This is a genomic window from Kitasatospora sp. NPDC002522 (assembly GCF_053595195.1).
In genome coordinates this window covers 1-16,432 of sequence record NZ_JBSFXE010000007.1, presented here as the reverse complement: position 1 = coordinate 16,432, position 16,432 = coordinate 1, and the positions used below count along the sequence as shown (strand labels likewise).

17 protein-coding genes and 1 rRNA gene are annotated in these 16,432 nt (G+C 70.9%); 6 read left to right on the top strand and 12 right to left on the bottom strand.

Annotation, left to right across the window (positions count from 1 at the left end; all coding sequences use genetic code 11):
* Positions 1 to 105: 105 nt before the first annotated feature.
* Complete coding sequence (locus tag ACWD4U_RS07610) at positions 106 to 453, bottom strand: hypothetical protein (protein ID WP_363460047.1); 348 nt, start codon at positions 451 to 453, stop codon at positions 106 to 108.
* 248 nt (positions 454 to 701) lie between these two features.
* Between ACWD4U_RS07610 and ACWD4U_RS07605 the strand changes: the two genes are divergently transcribed.
* Both ACWD4U_RS07605 and ACWD4U_RS07600 read left to right on the top strand, forming a co-directional pair.
* On the top strand, positions 702 to 1,757 hold the full coding sequence (locus ACWD4U_RS07605) for a bifunctional lytic transglycosylase/C40 family peptidase (protein ID WP_363460046.1): 1,056 nt from the start codon (positions 702 to 704) through the stop codon (positions 1,755 to 1,757).
* 176 nt (positions 1,758 to 1,933) lie between these two features.
* On the top strand, positions 1,934 to 2,665 hold the full coding sequence (locus ACWD4U_RS07600; protein ID WP_363460045.1) for a phosphatase PAP2 family protein: 732 nt from the start codon (positions 1,934 to 1,936) through the stop codon (positions 2,663 to 2,665).
* A gap of 23 nt (positions 2,666 to 2,688) precedes the next feature.
* On the opposite strand, the gene ACWD4U_RS07595 is transcribed toward ACWD4U_RS07600, so the two are convergent.
* Entirely contained in the window at positions 2,689 to 2,871 is a 183-nt protein-coding gene (locus tag ACWD4U_RS07595; protein ID WP_363460096.1) for a hypothetical protein, read from the bottom strand.
* A gap of 157 nt (positions 2,872 to 3,028) precedes the next feature.
* Between ACWD4U_RS07595 and ACWD4U_RS07590 the strand changes: the two genes are divergently transcribed.
* Positions 3,029 to 3,862: a hypothetical protein gene (locus ACWD4U_RS07590; protein ID WP_363460044.1), complete on the top strand. Its 834-nt coding sequence runs from the start codon at positions 3,029 to 3,031 to the stop codon at positions 3,860 to 3,862.
* 141 nt (positions 3,863 to 4,003) lie between these two features.
* Complete coding sequence (locus tag ACWD4U_RS07585; RefSeq protein WP_363460043.1) at positions 4,004 to 4,195, top strand: hypothetical protein; 192 nt, start codon at positions 4,004 to 4,006, stop codon at positions 4,193 to 4,195.
* Between the two features lie 49 nt (positions 4,196 to 4,244).
* Here ACWD4U_RS07585 and ACWD4U_RS07580 read toward each other — a convergent pair whose 3' ends face one another.
* Positions 4,245 to 4,595 (bottom strand): metal-sensitive transcriptional regulator, encoded by a 351-nt coding sequence (locus tag ACWD4U_RS07580; RefSeq protein ID WP_363460042.1) that lies wholly within the window; start codon positions 4,593 to 4,595, stop codon positions 4,245 to 4,247.
* A gap of 222 nt (positions 4,596 to 4,817) precedes the next feature.
* Here ACWD4U_RS07580 and ACWD4U_RS07575 point away from each other — a divergent pair, with 222 nt between their 5' ends.
* Both ACWD4U_RS07575 and ACWD4U_RS07570 read left to right on the top strand, forming a co-directional pair.
* Positions 4,818 to 5,438 carry a DUF47 domain-containing protein gene (locus ACWD4U_RS07575; protein ID WP_363460041.1) on the top strand — a complete coding sequence of 207 codons (621 nt, stop codon included), beginning with the start codon at positions 4,818 to 4,820 and terminating at the stop codon, positions 5,436 to 5,438.
* 5 nt (positions 5,439 to 5,443) lie between these two features.
* Positions 5,444 to 6,439: an inorganic phosphate transporter gene (locus ACWD4U_RS07570; RefSeq protein WP_363460040.1), complete on the top strand. Its 996-nt coding sequence runs from the start codon at positions 5,444 to 5,446 to the stop codon at positions 6,437 to 6,439.
* A gap of 169 nt (positions 6,440 to 6,608) precedes the next feature.
* Here ACWD4U_RS07570 and pstB read toward each other — a convergent pair whose 3' ends face one another.
* The 9 genes from pstB to rrf form a co-directional block, all read right to left on the bottom strand.
* Entirely contained in the window at positions 6,609 to 7,385 is a 777-nt protein-coding gene (gene pstB, locus ACWD4U_RS07565) for a phosphate ABC transporter ATP-binding protein PstB (protein ID WP_363460039.1), read from the bottom strand.
* Between the two features lie 42 nt (positions 7,386 to 7,427).
* Positions 7,428 to 8,507: a phosphate ABC transporter permease PstA gene (gene pstA, locus ACWD4U_RS07560; protein ID WP_449787133.1), complete on the bottom strand. Its 1,080-nt coding sequence runs from the start codon at positions 8,505 to 8,507 to the stop codon at positions 7,428 to 7,430.
* Positions 8,504 to 9,487 (bottom strand): phosphate ABC transporter permease subunit PstC, encoded by a 984-nt coding sequence (gene pstC / locus ACWD4U_RS07555; protein WP_363460038.1) that lies wholly within the window; start codon positions 9,485 to 9,487, stop codon positions 8,504 to 8,506. Before pstC ends, pstA begins: the two co-directional genes overlap by 4 nt.
* A gap of 163 nt (positions 9,488 to 9,650) precedes the next feature.
* Positions 9,651 to 10,769, bottom strand: a complete 1,119-nt coding sequence (gene pstS / locus ACWD4U_RS07550; RefSeq protein WP_363460037.1) for a phosphate ABC transporter substrate-binding protein PstS — start codon at positions 10,767 to 10,769, stop codon at positions 9,651 to 9,653.
* 212 nt (positions 10,770 to 10,981) lie between these two features.
* Positions 10,982 to 11,473, bottom strand: a complete 492-nt coding sequence (locus tag ACWD4U_RS07545; RefSeq protein ID WP_363460036.1) for an NUDIX hydrolase — start codon at positions 11,471 to 11,473, stop codon at positions 10,982 to 10,984.
* Between the two features lie 26 nt (positions 11,474 to 11,499).
* Positions 11,500 to 12,579, bottom strand: coding sequence for a CHAD domain-containing protein (locus ACWD4U_RS07540; protein WP_363462316.1), 1,080 nt, complete (start codon positions 12,577 to 12,579; stop codon positions 11,500 to 11,502).
* A 90-nt stretch (positions 12,580 to 12,669) separates the two neighbouring features.
* Positions 12,670 to 15,036 (bottom strand): RNA degradosome polyphosphate kinase, encoded by a 2,367-nt coding sequence (locus ACWD4U_RS07535; protein WP_363462252.1) that lies wholly within the window; start codon positions 15,034 to 15,036, stop codon positions 12,670 to 12,672.
* A gap of 288 nt (positions 15,037 to 15,324) precedes the next feature.
* Entirely contained in the window at positions 15,325 to 16,245 is a 921-nt protein-coding gene (mshD, locus tag ACWD4U_RS07530) for a mycothiol synthase (protein ID WP_363462250.1), read from the bottom strand.
* Between the two features lie 100 nt (positions 16,246 to 16,345).
* Positions 16,346 to 16,432: ribosomal RNA gene (gene rrf / locus ACWD4U_RS07525) — 5S ribosomal RNA — on the bottom strand; the annotation flags it as partial.

Here is a 16,432-nt window from a genome sequence, read left to right as displayed (position 1 = left end):
CCGATGGCCGGGGGGAGGGTTCACGGTCTGGCGGCGTGGTGGTGGGAGGCGTCCGGGCGTGCGGCTGGCGGGACGCCTGCGGAGGCTACGGGAGTTGTCCGATCGTCAGATCGCCATGCCGTAGACAATGGTGAACAGGGTTCCGAGCGAACCGATGATGAACACGCCGGTCAGCCCGGCGATGATCAGTCCCTTGCCCTGTTCGGCGCTGAAGGTGTCACGCATGGCGGTGGCGCCGATCCGCTGCTTGGCGGCGCCCCAGATGGCGAGGGCGAGGCAGACCAGGATGGCGACGGCCATCACGACCTGGACCATCACGCGGGCCGAGGAGCCGAGCGAGGCGAACGGGCCCCAGTCCGGCGCGATGCCGCCGATGATGGTGTCGATGTTGGCTTTCTTCGGCGGATCCTCCGCCAGGTACCCGATCACCTTGCTGTCCACGCTCAGGTTCATCCCATCTCACCGCCCGCTCAGGAAAATTCAAGGCCCCGGACCACGGTCGAGCGAAGGGGCAGGTCCCATTCTTGGCCAGATCTGGCGTCGACTTGGCCGTTTCTCGCGGATCGCTCGTGGCGCCCCGGTCATCTGAGCCAGGATGTCCGGTGGTTCGAGGATACTGCGGTCCGTTGGTATCTGTGATGATTGGACCGGGCAATAACGCAACAGGACACGGCCGCTGACGCCCCGTCGGGATGGTGCTGATGGTACTCCGCAAGGCTCGGCTCGCGGCCGCCGCGGCAACGGTCGTCTCGCTCGGCTTCGTCGGCGTGGTGACGGTCGGGACGTATGCGGCCAGTGGGATTCCCGGACGCGCCTCCAACGACCTCGCGCTGTCCGGCGGAACGGTGCCCGCGTCCTATCGGCCGCTGATCGAGCGGTGGGGGAAACTCTGCCCGGAGATCTCGCCGCCGATGCTCGCCGCGCAGCTGTACCAGGAGAGCGGATTCGACCCGACGGCGAAGAGCCCGGCGAAGGCCTACGGGATGGCCCAGTTCCTCGAGGGCACCTGGGCCGTCTACGGCACCGACGGGGACGGCGACGGCCGGCAGGACATCTGGAACGCCTCCGACGCGATCGCCTCCGCGGCGACCTACGACTGCGCGCTGGCCCGGGACGTCGCCAAGGTGCCGGGCGACCGGCAGGCCAACATGCTGGCCGCCTACAACGCCGGCCCGTACGCGGTGATAAGCAACAACGGCGTCCCCCCGTACCGCGAGACCCAGGGGTACGTGCGCTCCATCCAGTCGCTGGCCAAGTCCTTCACCGCCCCGGTGAGCGCGGGCGCGCAGCCGGCGCTGTCCAAGCAGGCCGCGGGGGCGATCTACTTCGCGCAGAGCAAGCTCGGCACCGACTACCTGTGGGGCGGCACCGGGCAGGCCTGGGAGAGCGGGCGGTTCGACTGCTCCGGCCTGACCCAGGCGGCGTACGAGTCGGTGGGCATCGAGCTGCCCCGGGTGGCCAACGACCAGTGGTACGCCGGCCAGCACCCGGCCCGCGACCAACTCCGGCCCGGGGACCTGGTGTTCTTCGCCAACGACCTGGAGGACCCGCGCACCATCCACCACGTCGGCATCTACGTCGGCGGCGGCTACATGATCGACGCCCCGCACACCGGCGCCAAGGTCCGCTACGACACCATCGACCAGAAGGACTACATCGGCGCGACCCGGGTCACCCCGGACGGCGCCGCCGCGCTGCCGACCCGGAACCTGAACGACGGCACCATCACCTCGAGTCAAGCACCGGCGAAGGCCTGACGAACCGTCGGCTCGGCATGTGCATGCGGGGTGGACGGTCAGTCAAGTTTCCATAACAGCGCGTTTCATCGGAAACCTCGAAGCCGCTGATGGAGTTGTCTGAGCTGGCTGCCGGTCGTCCGCACCCGGAAGCACACTCACCGGGACACTCGCGGACACCGACAGGGAGGTGCGGCGTGCCCGTGCTGCTCGCCGACCCGAGCGACCCCGACTTCGGGCTGCTGAAGGCCGTCAACGGCCTCGCCGCCGAGGCGCCGCCCTGGCTGGACTCGCTGCTCGCCTGGACCGGCGAGTACGGCGTCCTGCTCGGCCTGACCGCGCTCTGGCTGGCCGCCTGGCTGACCGCCCGCCGCCGGCCGGACGCGCCCACCGCGATCGCCGCGGTGCTCTGGGCGCCGCTCGGCGTCGCGCTCACCGAACTCGCCAACCTCCCGGTCTCCGCGATCGTCTCGCGGCCCCGCCCGTTCGTCGACCACCCCGAGCTGGACGTCCTGGTGGGCGGCAAGGAGGGCACCCTGTCCTTCGTCAGCGACCACTCGGCGATGTCGATGGCGGTCGCCGTCGCCCTGCTGCTGGTCGACCGCCGGCTCGGCGTCGCGGCCGGCGCGCTCGCCGTGCTGCAGGGCTTCTGCCGGCTGTTCGTCGGCGTGCACTACCCGACCGACGTGCTCGGCGGCTACGCGCTGGCCACCGCCGTGGTGTTGCTGCTCGCCCCGATCGCGATGGCCGTGCTGGTCCCGCTCTGCCACGCGGCCGGCCGCACCGCGCTGCGCCCGCTGCTGGTCGCCGCCGCCCCCGCCGAGGGCCGACGCCCCGTCGGCCGGGCCGCCCGGCGCACCGCCCGGTCCTCCGGCAGCCCGCTGCGCCGGCGCGGCGACTCGAACCGGGACTCCGACCTGGCCGCCTGACGGCCCGTCGGACGGAGGAGGGGTCAGCCCGGCCGATGCTCGGCCAGGTGCTCGGCGGCGTCCCGCCGCGACTTGTCCCGCGAGCGGCGGCCGGGCGCGAACCAACCGCAGCTGCACTCGGCGAAGCTGAACGATCCGCGCTCCACCACTTCAGCCCGGTGAGCCGACGCCGCCGCGTCGCTCGCCTCCGGCCGCTGGTCTGCCACTCCTTCACGGTAACCCGCCCGGCGGAACGGACGGTGAACACGTCCGGCCACCGGGCGCCGTAACCTCCGCGGCCCCAACTCGTTTGCCGGACAAGAGCTCTGCCCATCCGGGGCAGCTGCTTGCCGGGTCACCGGGGCCCGAGGGGGTAGTGGAGAAGTGACGAAGCTCAACCAGGCCGCCGCCGCGGCGTTGCTCGCCGCCGTGCTGACCGCCTGTTCGGCCGGCTCCCAGCAGGGCGGCGGGAGCTCCGCCGACCAGTTGTCGGCCGACCCGCTCACCGCGGTCCGCTCCACCGCCGACATCACCGGCCGGACCGGCTCGGCGCACGCGGTCACCGAGCTGGTCACCGAGTCCGCCGACAAGAAGGCCGTGTTCAACGGCAGCGGCGGCTACGACTACGTGAAGCGGCTCGGCCGCCTGGAGGTGGACGTCCCGCCCGGCGCCGCCACCACCGGCAAGATCACCGAGGTGGTCCTGCCCGGCACCGTCTACCTGCAGAACTCCGGCGCGAAGATCCCCGAGGGCAAGTGGGTCAAGCTGGACGTCCGCCAGCTCCCCGACGGCAACCTGGTCAGCAGCGGCGCCACCGACCCGGCCACCGCGGCCGGCGCGCTGCGCGGCGCGCAGCACGCCGAGCTGGTGGGCGCCGAGACCGTCGAAGGCGTGGAGCTCAAGCACTACAAGGGCACCCTGGACCTCGCCGCGGCCGCCGACGCGACCGGCGGCCGCGGCGCGGACGGCCTGCGGATGGCCGCGCAGACCTTCACGGTCAAGGAGGTGCCGTTCGAGGTGTGGCTGGACGCCCAGGGCCGGATGCACAAGGTGGTGGAGACCTTCGGCTTCGCCGGGGTTGCCGGTTCCAAGGCGCCGAAGGACCAGGTCAAGGTGGTCTCCACGCTCACCCTCCACGACTTCGGCAAGCCGGTGGAGGCCGCCGAGCCCGCCGCCTCCGAGATCTACTCGATGAAGGCGGCCGCCCCGCCGAAGTGACCGCGGGCGGCCCGGCCCACCCGTTTCGGGCGGCAGAGATGACCCGTCCGTGCCATGTGGCGCGGCTCACCGCTGCCTAGGCTGGACGGGCCGGGCCGGTGTCCCGGCGACGGACGGGGCGCGGGAAGGGGTGGAGGGCAGATGTCGTCCGGGGAGAGCCAGACCGGCGGCCACGACCGCACCGCGCTGGACGAGATCGACCTGGCCGGCGAGCTGATGATCGCCGCCTCGGCGAGCGACGCGGACCGGCTGGCCGCCGAGCAGATCGACCAGGTGCTGCTGGAGCACCGCCCGGCGGAGCCCCCCGAGGACGGCCCCGAGCAGCCGGACTGACCATCCGTCAGTCCCGCGGCCCCGACCGTCAGGTGCGGGGCCCGGCCGGTCAGGTGCGCAGCAGGCGGGCGATCGCCGCGGTCGCCTCGGCCACCTTGTCGTCGAGTTCGTCGCCGCCCTGTTCCGCCGCGGCGGCCACGCAGTGCCGCAGGTGCTCCTCCAGCAGGGACAGGGCGAAGGACTGCAGCGCCTTGGTCGAGGCGGACACCTGGGTGAGGATGTCGATGCAGTAGACGTCCTCGTCGACCATCCGCTGCAGGCCGCGGATCTGGCCCTCGATCCGGCGCAGCCGCTTGAGGTGCGCCTCCTTCTCCGCGCTGTAGCCGTGCGGTCCCTGGGGTTCCTGCGCCCCGTGGCACGCCGGAGCCGTCTCGCTGCTCGGGGTGTCGATGGTGGTCATCCGGTCCGCCCTCCAGGCCTCGCTTCTCGGGCCCATTCTCCAACACGCCGCCGGGGTCCGGTGTTCCGCCGTCCGGGCGTCAGGTCACAGATCCCCGTGCAGGGCAGGCGCAAACGGGCCCACGGTGGGCGACACTTAGGGCGCGTCAAGACCCCGTTTCCTCTTCCCGAACAGCGTGCGCCTAGCATCGTTCAGTCCAGCCCCCGCACATCGGAGAGCTCCGTGCGTTTTAGCCTGACCCCGAAGGAGACGAGTTTCTACGACATGTTCGCCGCCGCCGCGGAGAACCTGGTCGTGGGATCGAAGCTCCTGCTCGAGCTGCTGGGATCAGACGTGTCCACCCGCGCGGAGATCGTCGAGCGCATGCGCGCCGCCGAGCACGCCGGGGACGACACCACCCATGCGATCTTCCACCAGCTGAACTCCTCGTTCATCACGCCGTTCGACCGCGAGGACATCTACGCGCTGGCGTCCTCGCTGGACGACATCATGGACTTCATGGAGGAGGCCGTCGACCTGGTCGTGCTGTACGACATCGAGACCCTCCCGAAGGGGATCGAGCAGCAGATCGAGGTACTGGCGCGGGCCGCCGAGCTGACCGCGGAGGCGATGCCGCACCTGCGGTCGATGTCCAACCTGACCGAGTACTGGATCGAGATCAACCGGCTGGAGAACCAGGCGGACCAGATCCACCGCAAGCTGCTGGCGCACCTGTTCTCCGGCCAGTACGACGCGATCGAGGTGCTGAAGCTGAAGCAGGTGGTCGACGTCCTGGAGGAGGCCGCCGACGCGTTCGAGCACGTGGCCAACACGGTGGAGACCATCGCGGTCAAGGAGTCCTGACCTCCGTGGACATGGCAGCACTGATCGTCGTCATCGGCGTGGCTTTCTTCTTCACCTACACCAACGGCTTCCACGACTCGGCGAACGCCATCGCCACCTCGGTCTCCACCCGGGCGCTCACCCCGCGGGCGGCGCTGGCGATGGCCGCGGTGATGAACCTGGCGGGCGCGTTCCTCGGCAGCGGGGTGGCCAAGACCGTCTCCAAGGGCATCATCGAGACCCCGTCCGGCTCGCAGGGGATGGCGATCCTGTTCGCCGGCCTGGTCGGCGCGATCGCGTGGAACCTGGTCACCTGGTACTTCGGCCTGCCCTCCTCGTCCTCGCACGCGCTGTTCGGCGGCCTGGTCGGCGCGGCGCTGGCGGCCGGCACCGGGGTGATCTGGCACGGCGTGATCGACAAGATCATCATCCCGATGTTCGTCTCGCCGATCGTCGGCCTGGCCGGCGGTTTCCTGGTGATGCTGGCGATCCTGTGGATCTTCCGGCGGACCAACCCGCACAAGGCCAAGCGCAACTTCCGGGTGGCGCAGACCGCTTCGGCCGCCGCGATGGCGCTGGCGCACGGTCTGCAGGACGCCCAGAAGACCATGGGCATCGTGGTCATGGCGCTGGTGATCTCCGGCCACCAGACCGGCAACGACATCCCGATCTGGGTGAAGCTCTCCTGCGCGACCATGCTGTCGCTGGGCACCTACGCGGGCGGCTGGCGGATCATGCGCACCCTGGGGCGCAAGATCATCGAGCTGGACCCGCCGCAGGGCTTCGCCGCCGAGGCCACCGCCTCGACGGTCATGTACGTCACCTCGTTCGTCTACGCCGCCCCGATCTCCACCACCCACGTGATCACCTCGGCGATCATGGGCGTGGGCGCCACCAAGCGGATCCGCGCGGTGCGCTGGGGTGTCGCGAAGAACATCGTGCTCGGCTGGTTCATCACCATGCCGGCCGCCGCCCTGGTGGCCGCCGGGATGTACGGAATCGTCCACCTGATCTTCCTCTGACCCGGCGTCAGCCCGGATGGAACGAGCGGGTGGTGCACCCGGTGGGATCACCGGGTAGGACGCGGGAAGGCGAAGGGCCCGCCCCCACAGCACGGGGGCGGGCCCTTCTGTTGCTCCGCGGCGGCACCGCCATGCAGCACCGCGAAGCAGATCCTGGGTGGCGGTCCGATCAGCCGAAGCGGCCGGAGATGTAGTCCTCGGTGGCCTGGACCGACGGGTTGGAGAAGATCCGCTGGGTGTCGTCCAGCTCGATCAGCTTGCCCGGCTGGCCGACGCCCGCCAGGTTGAAGAAGGCGGTGCGGTCGGAGACGCGGGCCGCCTGCTGCATGTTGTGGGTGACGATCACGATGGTGTACTGCGCCTTCAGCTCACCGATCAGGTCCTCGATGGCGAGGGTGGAGATCGGGTCGAGGGCCGAGCAGGGCTCGTCCATCAGCAGCACCTCGGGCTCGACCGCGGTGGCGCGGGCGATGCACAGACGCTGCTGCTGACCGCCGGAGAGGCCGGCGCCGGGCTTGTTCAGCCGGTCCTTGACCTCGTTCCACAGGTTGGCACCGCGGAGCGAGCGCTCCACCACGCCGTCCAGCACGGACTTCTTCTTCACGCCGGCCAGCTTCAGGCCGGCCACCACGTTGTCGTAGATCGACATGGTGGGGAAGGGGTTGGGGCGCTGGAACACCATGCCGACGGAGCGGCGGACCGCCACCGGGTCGACGTTGCTGCCGTACAGGTTCTCGTCGTCCAGCATCACCTTGCCCTCGACCCGGGCGCCGGGGATCACCTCGTGCATCCGGTTCAGGGTGCGCAGGAAGGTGGACTTGCCGCAGCCGGAGGGGCCGATGAAGGCGGTCACCGAGCGGGGCTCGACGGTCATCGAGATGTCCTCGATGGCCTTGGTGGAGCCGTAGTAGGCCGACAGTCCGCTGACGTCGATGCGCTTGGCCATGATCTTTCTCTTCTTCCGTGTCTTCTCGTACGTCAGTCGGTGTCAGTGCCCGGCCTTGGGCGAACGCCAGCGGGCGATGCCCCGCGCGATGAGGTTGAGCCCCATCACGAAGGCGATCAGCACCAGCGCGGCACCCCAGGCACGCGTGTAGCCGTAGTCGTTGTTGACCATCGAGTACTGCTGCCAGATGTACAGCGGCAGGGACTGCTGCGGTCCGTTGAACGGGTCGGAGTTGATGAAGTCGGCGCCGAACACCAGCATCAACACGGGAGCGGTCTCACCGGTGATGCGGGCGACCGCCAGCATCACACCGGTGGTGATACCACCCACGGCCGTGGGGAGCACGATCCGCAGGATCGTCTTCCACCTCGGCACACCGAGCGCGTACGAGGCTTCGCGGAGCTCGTTCGGGACGAGCTTGAGCATCTCCTCGGTGGAGCGGACCACGACCGGCATCATCAGGATCGCCAGCGCGAGGCTGCCGGAGAAGCCGGAGTACTCGAACCCGAGGGCGATGTTCCAGAGCGACAGGACGAAGAGGCCGGCCACGACGGACGGGATGCCCGTCATGACGTCGACGAAGAAGGTGACCGCCTTGGCGAGCCGGCCGCGGCCGTACTCCACCAGGTAGACGGCGGTGAGCAGGCCGATCGGCGCGGCGATCAGGGTCGCCAGCAGCACCTGCTCGATGGTGCCGATGATCGCGTGGTAGATGCCACCGTCCGGAGTGGTGGTGGCGACCACGCCCTTCATCGAGTGGGTCAGGAAGTTGATGTTGATCGCCTTGATGCCCTGCTGGACCGTGTAGAGGGTCAGCGACACCAGCGGGACGACCGCGCAGATGAACGCGACCCACACCAGCGAGGTGGCGAAGCGGTCCTTGGCCTGGCGGCGGCCCTCGACCTGGGCGGAGGCCAGGTAGCCGATCAGCAGGAAGAGCAGCGCGGAGATCAGGCCCCACTGCAGGTGGCTCTTCAGGCCGCCCAGCGCGCCGATGGCGCAGCCGAGGGCGATCGAGACGGCCGCGACGGCGGCCGGCGCCCAGCGCGGCAGCCGGGCCGCGGTCAGCCGGTGGCTGAGCTGCGGCGGCGTGGCGTCGGTGACGGTGGAGATGGCGCTCACGCGGCGGCCCCCGAGTACTCCTTGCGGCGGGCGATGATCATGCGGGCCGCGCCGTTCACCAGCAGGGTGATCACGAACAGGACGAGACCGGAGGCCATCAGGGCGTCCCGGCCGAGCGGCTGGGCCTCGTTGAACTTCAGGGCGATGTTCTGGGCGAAGGTACCGCCGCCCGGGTCCAGCAGGTGCAGCGACAGCTTGCTGTTGGTGGACAGCACGGTGGCGACCGCGATGGTCTCACCGAGGGCGCGGCCCAGGCCCAGCATCGAGGCCGAGATGATGCCCGGGCGGCCGAACGGCAGCACCGCGGTGCGGATCATCTCCCAGCGGGTCGCGCCGAGCGCGAGCGCCGCCTCCTCGTGCATCCGCGGGACCTGCCGGAACACCTCGCGGGAGACCGCGGTGATGATCGGCAGCACCATGATCGCCAGCAGGATGCCGACGGTGAACAGGGTGCGCGGCGGCACGCCGGAGCTGCTCTGGCTGAAGATGTACGTCCAGCCGAGGTACTGGTCCATCCAGCTGGCCAGGCCGTTCATGTGCGGGACCAGGAAGAGGACGCCCCACAGGCCGTAGACGATCGAGGGGACGGCGGCCAGCAGGTCGACCAGGTAGGCGAACGGCTGGGCGATCCGGCGCGGCGCGTAGTGCGAGATGAACAGCGCGATGCCGACCGCGATCGGGACCGCGATGACCATCGCGATGAACGCGCTCACCAGGGTGCCGAAGGTCAGCACCGCGATGCCGAAGACCGGCTTGGTGGCGTCCGGCAGCCACTCGAAGGTGGTGAAGAAGTTGGCCTCGTCCTTGCTGATGGCGATGACCGAGCGGTAGGCCAGGAAGCCCGCGATGGCGGCCATGATGACCAGCAGCAGGATGCCCGAGCCCCGGGAGAAGTTGAAGAACACGGCGTCGCCGCGGCGGCTGTCGCCTCGGCGTCGGCGGGTCCGTCCCCGCGCCTCGGCGGGGGTGGCAGAAGTCATGATCGTTTACTCCGGTCTGGCGGTGCAGCCCCGCGGAGGGCGGCACCATGGCGGCGGTGCCCCGGACGTTCTTGGTGGGTGGTACGGAAAGACGGACGAATGGTCCGGCCGAGCGGCCCCTCCCCCCTCCAGTGGGGGCCGCCCGGCCGGTCGTCACTCAGCCTCAGGCGAGGGCGTCGACCTGGGTCTTCACCTTGGCGGCCAGGTCCTTCGGCAGCGGGACGTAGCCGGTGGCGCCGATGGCCTGCTGGCCGGCGTCGCTCACGGTGTACTGCAGGAAGGACTTCAGGACCGGCAGGCTGTCGGCCTTGTTGCCCTTGTCGCAGACGATCTCGTAGGTGACCAGGGTGAGCGGGTAGGCGCCCTCGTCCTTGGTCGCGTAGTCGATGCTCAGCGCCAGGTCCGCACCGGTGCCGACGACCTTGGCGTTGGCCAGGGTGGTGGCGGCGTTGGCCGCGGTCGCCTCGACCGGCTTGGAGGCGCCGGTGTTGATGGCGGCGCTGGTCAGCTTGTTGGTCTGGGCGAAGGAGAGCTCGACGTAGGAGATCGAGTTCGGGACCTGCTTGACCTGGGCCGCGACACCGGCGGAGCCGTTCGCGGACTGGCCGCCCTGGCCCGCCCAGGTCTTGGCGGCCGGGTACTTCCAGGCACCGGCGCCGGCCTTCGCGAGGTACGCGGTCAGGTTGGCGGTGGTGCCCGAGTCGTCCGAGCGGTGGATGGCCTGGATGTCCGCGGCGGGGAGGTTGACACCCGCGTTGAGGGCGGCGATCGCCGGGTCGTTCCACTTGGTGATCTGCGAGTCGAAGATCTTCGCCAGGGTCGGGCCGTCGAGGACGAGCTTGTCGACACCCTGGACGTTGAAGACGATCGAGATCAGGCCGCCGACCATCGGCAGGTCGATGCCCTGACCGCCGGTGCAGACCTGCTTCGAGCTGTCGATCTCGGACTGCTTCAGGGCGGCGTCGGAGCCCGCGAAGGCGACCTTGCCCTGGTTGAACTGGGTGACACCGGCACCCGAACCGCCGCCGCTGTAGGTCAGGGTCGCGCTGGAGCAGGCGGCGCTGTAAGCGGCCTTCCAGACGTCGATCGCGGGGCCCTGGGCGGTCGAACCGGCGCCCAGCAGCTGGCCACCCTTGTCGGCACACGCGATGGCGGCGGCGCTGGCCGAACCCGAGGCGCCGCCCGAGCTCTTGTTGGAGTTGTCGTCCGTACCACAGGCGGCGAGCGACAGGGTGGAGGCGAGCGCCACGGCACCGATGGCGAGGGCCTTGGAGCGGTTCACAGGGTGTCCCTTTCTGAGGCAATGCCGGATCAGACCTGATCCGGATTTGCTGTGGTCCGGGGCCCTTACGGCCCTCCGGTAGTCCCGAAGTTAAGCAGGGCAGGTGACGCGTCAGCCGGTCGCAAATGAACGGGGAGTGAACCTCGGACGGATGTCAGGAAACTGAGGTCGGTAGTAACGGTTGCGTCACGGCCGGAACGCGGGCAGATCACTCAGCCCAGCAGGACCGCCAGCAGGGCGTCGATCAGCACCTCGTCCCGCGGGTGGGTCAGCCGCTCACGCGCCTTGCGCGGCGGCAGCCACTCCAACCGGTCCACCTCCCGGTTCGGCCGGAACGCCCCGCCGGTCGGCACCGCCGCCCAGTACCGGACCTCCTTCGGCCGGCCCTGCGCCAGGTAGTGCTGGGTCGGCAGCTCAGGACCGAGCACGCAGCTCATCCCGGTCTCCTCGCGCACCTCGCGCAGCGCCGCCGCCCGCCAGCCCTCCCCCGGATCCAACTTCCCCTTCGGCAGGCTCCAGTCGTCGTACTTGGGCCGGTGCACCAGCGCGATCCGCGGCTTCTTCCGCCCCTTGCCGTCCTTGCGCAGCGGCCCGGGCACCCACAGCACCGCGCCCGCCGCCAGCACCGTCGACCCCGACCGCGCCCCGGGATCCCACCGGTCCCGGGCGGATCCACGGGCGGGCGGCGTCAGGCGTTCGGGCATGCGGGGGTCCATCCGGGGCGAGGGAGTCAGTCCAGCACCGACGGCACCGCCGCCAGGCCGACCAGCCCGGGGGCCACCCCCGGCCACTGACGCCCGAAAGCGTACCGGGCCGCCTCCACCTCCAGCCGCTGATCCGCGTGCACCACCCCGAGCACGTACGCCGTCGCCGGAGTGATCCGCGGCGTGCGCGCGGCCGTCGCCACCGTCACCGCCGCGTCCGACGCCTCCTGGTGCCGGCCCAGCACCCGGTCCAGCTCCAACAGCTCACCACCCGGCGCCCCGCACACCTCCAGCGCGTACCTGGCCCGCTTCACGAGTATCCGGGCCCGCAGCCACGGCGCGTCGTCCGCCGCCAGCGCCGTGTCCGCCTCCGAAGCCGACCCGCGCGCCGCCGGCACCGAACCCGGCTGCGCCGGGTCCGCACCCAGCCGGTGCAGCCCCACCCGGCCGTACGCCTCCGCCGAACGCTGCCACGGCAGCCGCTCCGCCGCCGACAGCAGCGCACCCAGCGCCGCACCCGCCTGCGGCAGCAGCGCCGCCACCGGCTCACCGGCCACCGGCTCCACCAGCGGCACGTCGCCCGCCAGCAGCGTCATCCGGTCCGCCAGCGCGTGCAGCCGCGCCGAACGCAACTCCTGCAGCGACGACGTGTGCGCCCGGGTCCGCGCCAGCGTCAACTGGCGCTCCATCAACGCCCGCGCCTTCGGCGCACCCGCGTGCCCGGCCAGCATCCCCGCGGCCTCCGGCGAGGTGTCCGCCAGCGAGTCCAACGCACCCAGCAGCCGCGACGACCGGCGCTGGAAGCCCGGCTCCAACGCCAGCAGGTTCAACAGCCAGCGCAGCTCGGCCCGCGACTCCTGCGCCCACACCGGGTCGAAGGCCGCCGCGAAGGTGTGCAGCGCCCCGCCGACCCGGCGCACCGAGCGCAGCAGGTCGTCCGCGGCCGCCGCCGACGCCGGAAGCGCCCCCGGTCTGGAGCCCGCCTCACCGACCGCCTGCGGCAGGGCGCGCAGGAACGCGCCCGCCTGGGCGGTCAGATAGCCGGCAAGGACCTCCCCGGCGGACGCTGCGCGCGCCACCGGGGCCGTCGTCGGCGCATCGGTCATGGCTGTGGCTCTCCCCGATTTCGTTCCTGGGCCTGCCCCAGGGCTGCAAGCCGCCCGCGCCGGGGTCTCCCCGGCGCGGGCGGGTGCCGCTCAGCGCGCGGCGGCCGAGCCGCGGTTGCGGCGGTGCGAGTCGATCAGCAGGTCCTGGACGTGCCGCAGCGGGCGGCCCTCGGCGTCCTGCGAGTGCCGGGTCCAGGAACCGTCCGCACCCAGGTGCCAGGAGTCCGTCTCGGCCGAGACGCCCAACTCCAGCAGGTTGTTCAGCGACGCCCGCTGCGCCGGGTCGGTGACCCGGACCAGCGCCTCGATCCGGCGGTCCAGGTTGCGGTGCATCATGTCGGCACTGCCGATCCACACCTCCGGATCGCCGCCGTTGCCGAACATGAAGATCCGCGAGTGCTCCAGGAACCGGCCCAGGATCGACCGCACCCTGATGTTCTCGCTCAACCCCGGCACGCCCGGCCGGATCGCGCAGATGCCGCGCACCCACACGTCCACCGGCACGCCCGCCTGCGACGCCCGGTACAGCGCGTCGATGAACACCTCGTCGACGATCGAGTTCACCTTGATCTTGACGAAGGCCGGCCGCCCGGCCCGGTGGTGCGCGATCTCCCCGTTGATCCGCGCCACCAGCCCGTCCCGCAGCCCGCGCGGCGCCGTCAGCAGCCGCCGGTACGACTCCCGCCGGGAGTACCCCGACAGCCGGTTGAACAGGTCCGACAGGTCCGCGCCGACCTGCGGGTCCGAGGTCAGCAGACCCAGGTCCTCGTACAGCCGCGCCGTCTTCGGGTGGTAGTTGCCGGTGCCCACGTGCGAGTACCGCCGCAGCGTGTCGCCCTCCTGACGGACCACCAGAGACAGCTTGCAGTGCGTCTTCAGCCCGATCAGGCCGTACACCACGTGGCAGCCCGCCTCCTCGAGCTTGCGGGCCCACTTGATGTTGGCCTGCTCGTCGAAGCGCGCCTTGATCTCCACCAGCACCAGCACCTGCTTGCCGGACTCGGCCGCGTCGATCAGCGCGTCCACGATCGGCGAGTCACCGGAGGTCCGGTACAGCGTCTGCTTGATCGCCAGCACGTGCGGATCGCCGGCGGCCTGCTCCAGGAACGCCTGCACCGAGGTGGAGAACGAGTCGTACGGGTGGTGCAGCAGCACGTCCCGCTCGCGCATCGCCGCGAAGATGTCCGGCTGCGAGGCCGACTCCACGTCGGTCAGACCGCGCGCGGTGCCCGCCACGAACTTCGGGTACTTCAGCTCCGGCCGGTCCAGCTCGGCGATCCCGAACAGCCCGGTCAGGTCCAGCGGCCCGGGCAGCGGGAAGACCTCCGCCTCGGTGATGTTCAGCTCCCGCACCAGCAGGTCCAGGATGTACGGGTCGATCGACTCCTCGACCTCCAGCCGCACCGGCGGCCCGAAGCGGCGCCGCATCAGCTCCTTCTCCAGCGCCTTCAGGATGTTCTCGGTGTCGTCCTCCTCCACCTCCAGGTCCTCGTTGCGAGTGACCCGGAACGCGTGGTGGGCGAGCACCTCCATCCCCGGGAACAGCTCCTCCAGGTGCGTCCCGATCACGTCCTCCAGCGGTACGTACCGCTGGGGCGAGGCCTCCAGGAAACGGGCGAGCGTCGGCGGTACCTTCACCCGGGCGAAGTGCTTGTGCCCCGACACCGGGTTGCGCACCACCACCGCCAGGTTCAGGGACAGTCCCGATATGTACGGGAACGGGTGCGCCGGGTCGACTGCCAGCGGCGTCAGCACCGGGAAGATGTGCTGCCGGAACAGCGTGTGCAGCCGCGCCTGCTCGGTCTCCGTCAGCTCCGCCCAGCGCACCAGCTCGATGCCTTCGGACGCCAGGTCCGGCAGCACCTCCTGCTGGAAGGTCGCCGCGTGACGGGCCATCAGCTCCCGCGAACGCCGCCAGATCAGGTCCAGCACCTCGCGCGGCTGCAGACCGGACGCACTGCGCTGGGCCACCCCCGTGGCGATCCGGCGCTTCAGCCCCGCCACCCGGACCATGAAGAACTCGTCCAGGTTGGACGCGAAGATCGCCAGGAACTTCGCCCGCTCCAGCAGCGGGATGTTCGGGTCCTCCGCCAGCTCCAGCACCCGCTCGTTGAACGCCAGCCAGCTGCGCTCACGGTCCAGGAACCGGCCCTGCGGCAGCTCGGCCTCCCCGTCGGCCTGACCGTCCGGAGCCCCGGCGAAGGCCGCCGACACCGCCGCCGGCAGCGCGGTGGTCGCCAACGCCGCCTCCGGCTCCACGGCGGGCTCCGCGACCGGATCGGCCACCGGCTCGGCCGCACGCGGCTTGCGCGCCGCGGCCCGCGGCTTGGCCGCCGTCTTCGACTCCTTCGCCGCGGACTTCGGCTCGGTCTTCACACCGGACCGGGTGGCCGGCTTCTGCTCGGTGCTCTGCTCGGCCTTGGCGGCCGAGTCGGAGACGGGGCGGGGGATGCTCATCAGTTCCAGCTCCTCCTGCAGGACAGAGTCCCGGCGGGGCGAAGGGCATGCCGTCGCCACATGCGAATCGTCCTCGTCCATCCAGCTCCACCCACCCGGCGCGGCCGGAATCGGACCGGCCTGACCGGGGGTGGATCGGTGACGCGGACGGGGCAATACGGACGACATTCTGTGATCTTCGCGGCGTCAATTGAATCCACGGTAAACACCGCATGGCCAGGAGGAAAGCTGAGTCGGTCACCCCTGTGGCTGCTACCGGACGCCGCCCTCCGGTGGCATCCGACCAGCTCACCGACCCGCCATCGGCTCCCATCGGTACATCAGGTCGACCTCGTGCACCGAGAACCCGAGCCGCTCGTACACCCGGACGGCCGCAGCATTGTCAGCATCCACGTACAGCATCACCGTCGCCAGTCCGCGCTCCAGGACCAGGTACCGCAGCCCGACCGCGGTCAGCGCCTTCCCCAGCCCGCCGCCCTGCTCCGCCGGGTCGACGCCCACCACGTACACCTCGCCCAGCCCGTCCGGCTGCACCTTCGTCCAGTGGTACCCCACCAGCCGACCGTCGCGCTCCGCCAGGAAGAACCCCTTCGGGTCGAACCACGGCTCCGCCATCCGCTCCGCCAGGTCCCGCGACGTCCACGACCCCTGCTCCGGATGGTGCGCGAACGCCAGCGCGTTCAACGCCAACCACGCCTCCTCGTCCCGCCCCGGCTCGAAGGTCCGCACGACCACGCCGGCCGGCAGCGCCACCGCCTCCGGTGCCTCGGCCGTACGCCGCATCTGCCGCAATTCCCGCACCAGCTCCGCCCCGTGCACCTCCGCCAGGTGCCGCGCCGCCGGCAGCCCGCCGTGCGCCCAGAAGTCCAACGCCCCCTCGGCCCCCGCCAGCACCTCCCGCACCAGCGCACCGCCCAGCCCGCGCCCCCGCTCCCCCGGCACCACGGTCAACTCCACGGTCCCCGGCCGCTCCCCCTCGACCTGGCCGTACCCCACCACCGCCGACCCGACCGACTGCACCAGGTGCCGCACCCCCTCCCGCGACTCCCCGGCCCGGACCCGCAACCGCCCGGCCTCCGACACCGCCTGGCGCCCGTCCACCCGCGCCACCTCCGCGAGCAGCCCCCGCACCGCCTCCGCCTGCCCCGCGGTCAGCACCTCGACGCGCTCGACCCGGGCAGCGCCTGACGTGTTCTCAGATGTCTCCATACCGCCGAGCGTACGACCTTCCGCGCGTCGCGCATCGAATTGCGCGCGGAACGCGAAGAAGCCCCCTGACATCCCGTCAGGGGGCTTCTTCCGAAAGATTGTTCGGCGGCGTCCTACTCTCCCACAGGGTCCCCCCTGCAGTACCATCGGCGCTATGAGGCTTAGCTTCCGGGTTCGGAATGTAACC

What these genes read in the sequence shown, in the direction of transcription:
- ACWD4U_RS07610 (WP_363460047.1), bottom strand. Translation starts at nt 453, where the DNA reads ATGAACCTGAGCGTGGACAGCAAGGTGATCGGGTACCTGGCGGAGGAT.
- ACWD4U_RS07605 (WP_363460046.1), top strand. Translation starts at nt 702, where the DNA reads ATGGTACTCCGCAAGGCTCGGCTCGCGGCCGCCGCGGCAACGGTCGTC.
- ACWD4U_RS07585 (WP_363460043.1), top strand. Translation starts at nt 4,004, where the DNA reads ATGTCGTCCGGGGAGAGCCAGACCGGCGGCCACGACCGCACCGCGCTG.
- ACWD4U_RS07580 (WP_363460042.1), bottom strand. Translation starts at nt 4,595, where the DNA reads ATGACCACCATCGACACCCCGAGCAGCGAGACGGCTCCGGCGTGCCAC.
- pstB (WP_363460039.1), bottom strand. Translation starts at nt 7,385, where the DNA reads ATGGCCAAGCGCATCGACGTCAGCGGACTGTCGGCCTACTACGGCTCC.
- pstC (WP_363460038.1), bottom strand. Translation starts at nt 9,487, where the DNA reads ATGACTTCTGCCACCCCCGCCGAGGCGCGGGGACGGACCCGCCGACGC.
- ACWD4U_RS07545 (WP_363460036.1), bottom strand. Translation starts at nt 11,473, where the DNA reads ATGCCCGAACGCCTGACGCCGCCCGCCCGTGGATCCGCCCGGGACCGG.
- ACWD4U_RS07540 (WP_363462316.1), bottom strand. Translation starts at nt 12,579, where the DNA reads ATGACCGATGCGCCGACGACGGCCCCGGTGGCGCGCGCAGCGTCCGCC.
- ACWD4U_RS07535 (WP_363462252.1), bottom strand. Translation starts at nt 15,036, where the DNA reads ATGAGCATCCCCCGCCCCGTCTCCGACTCGGCCGCCAAGGCCGAGCAG.
- mshD (WP_363462250.1), bottom strand. Translation starts at nt 16,245, where the DNA reads ATGGAGACATCTGAGAACACGTCAGGCGCTGCCCGGGTCGAGCGCGTC.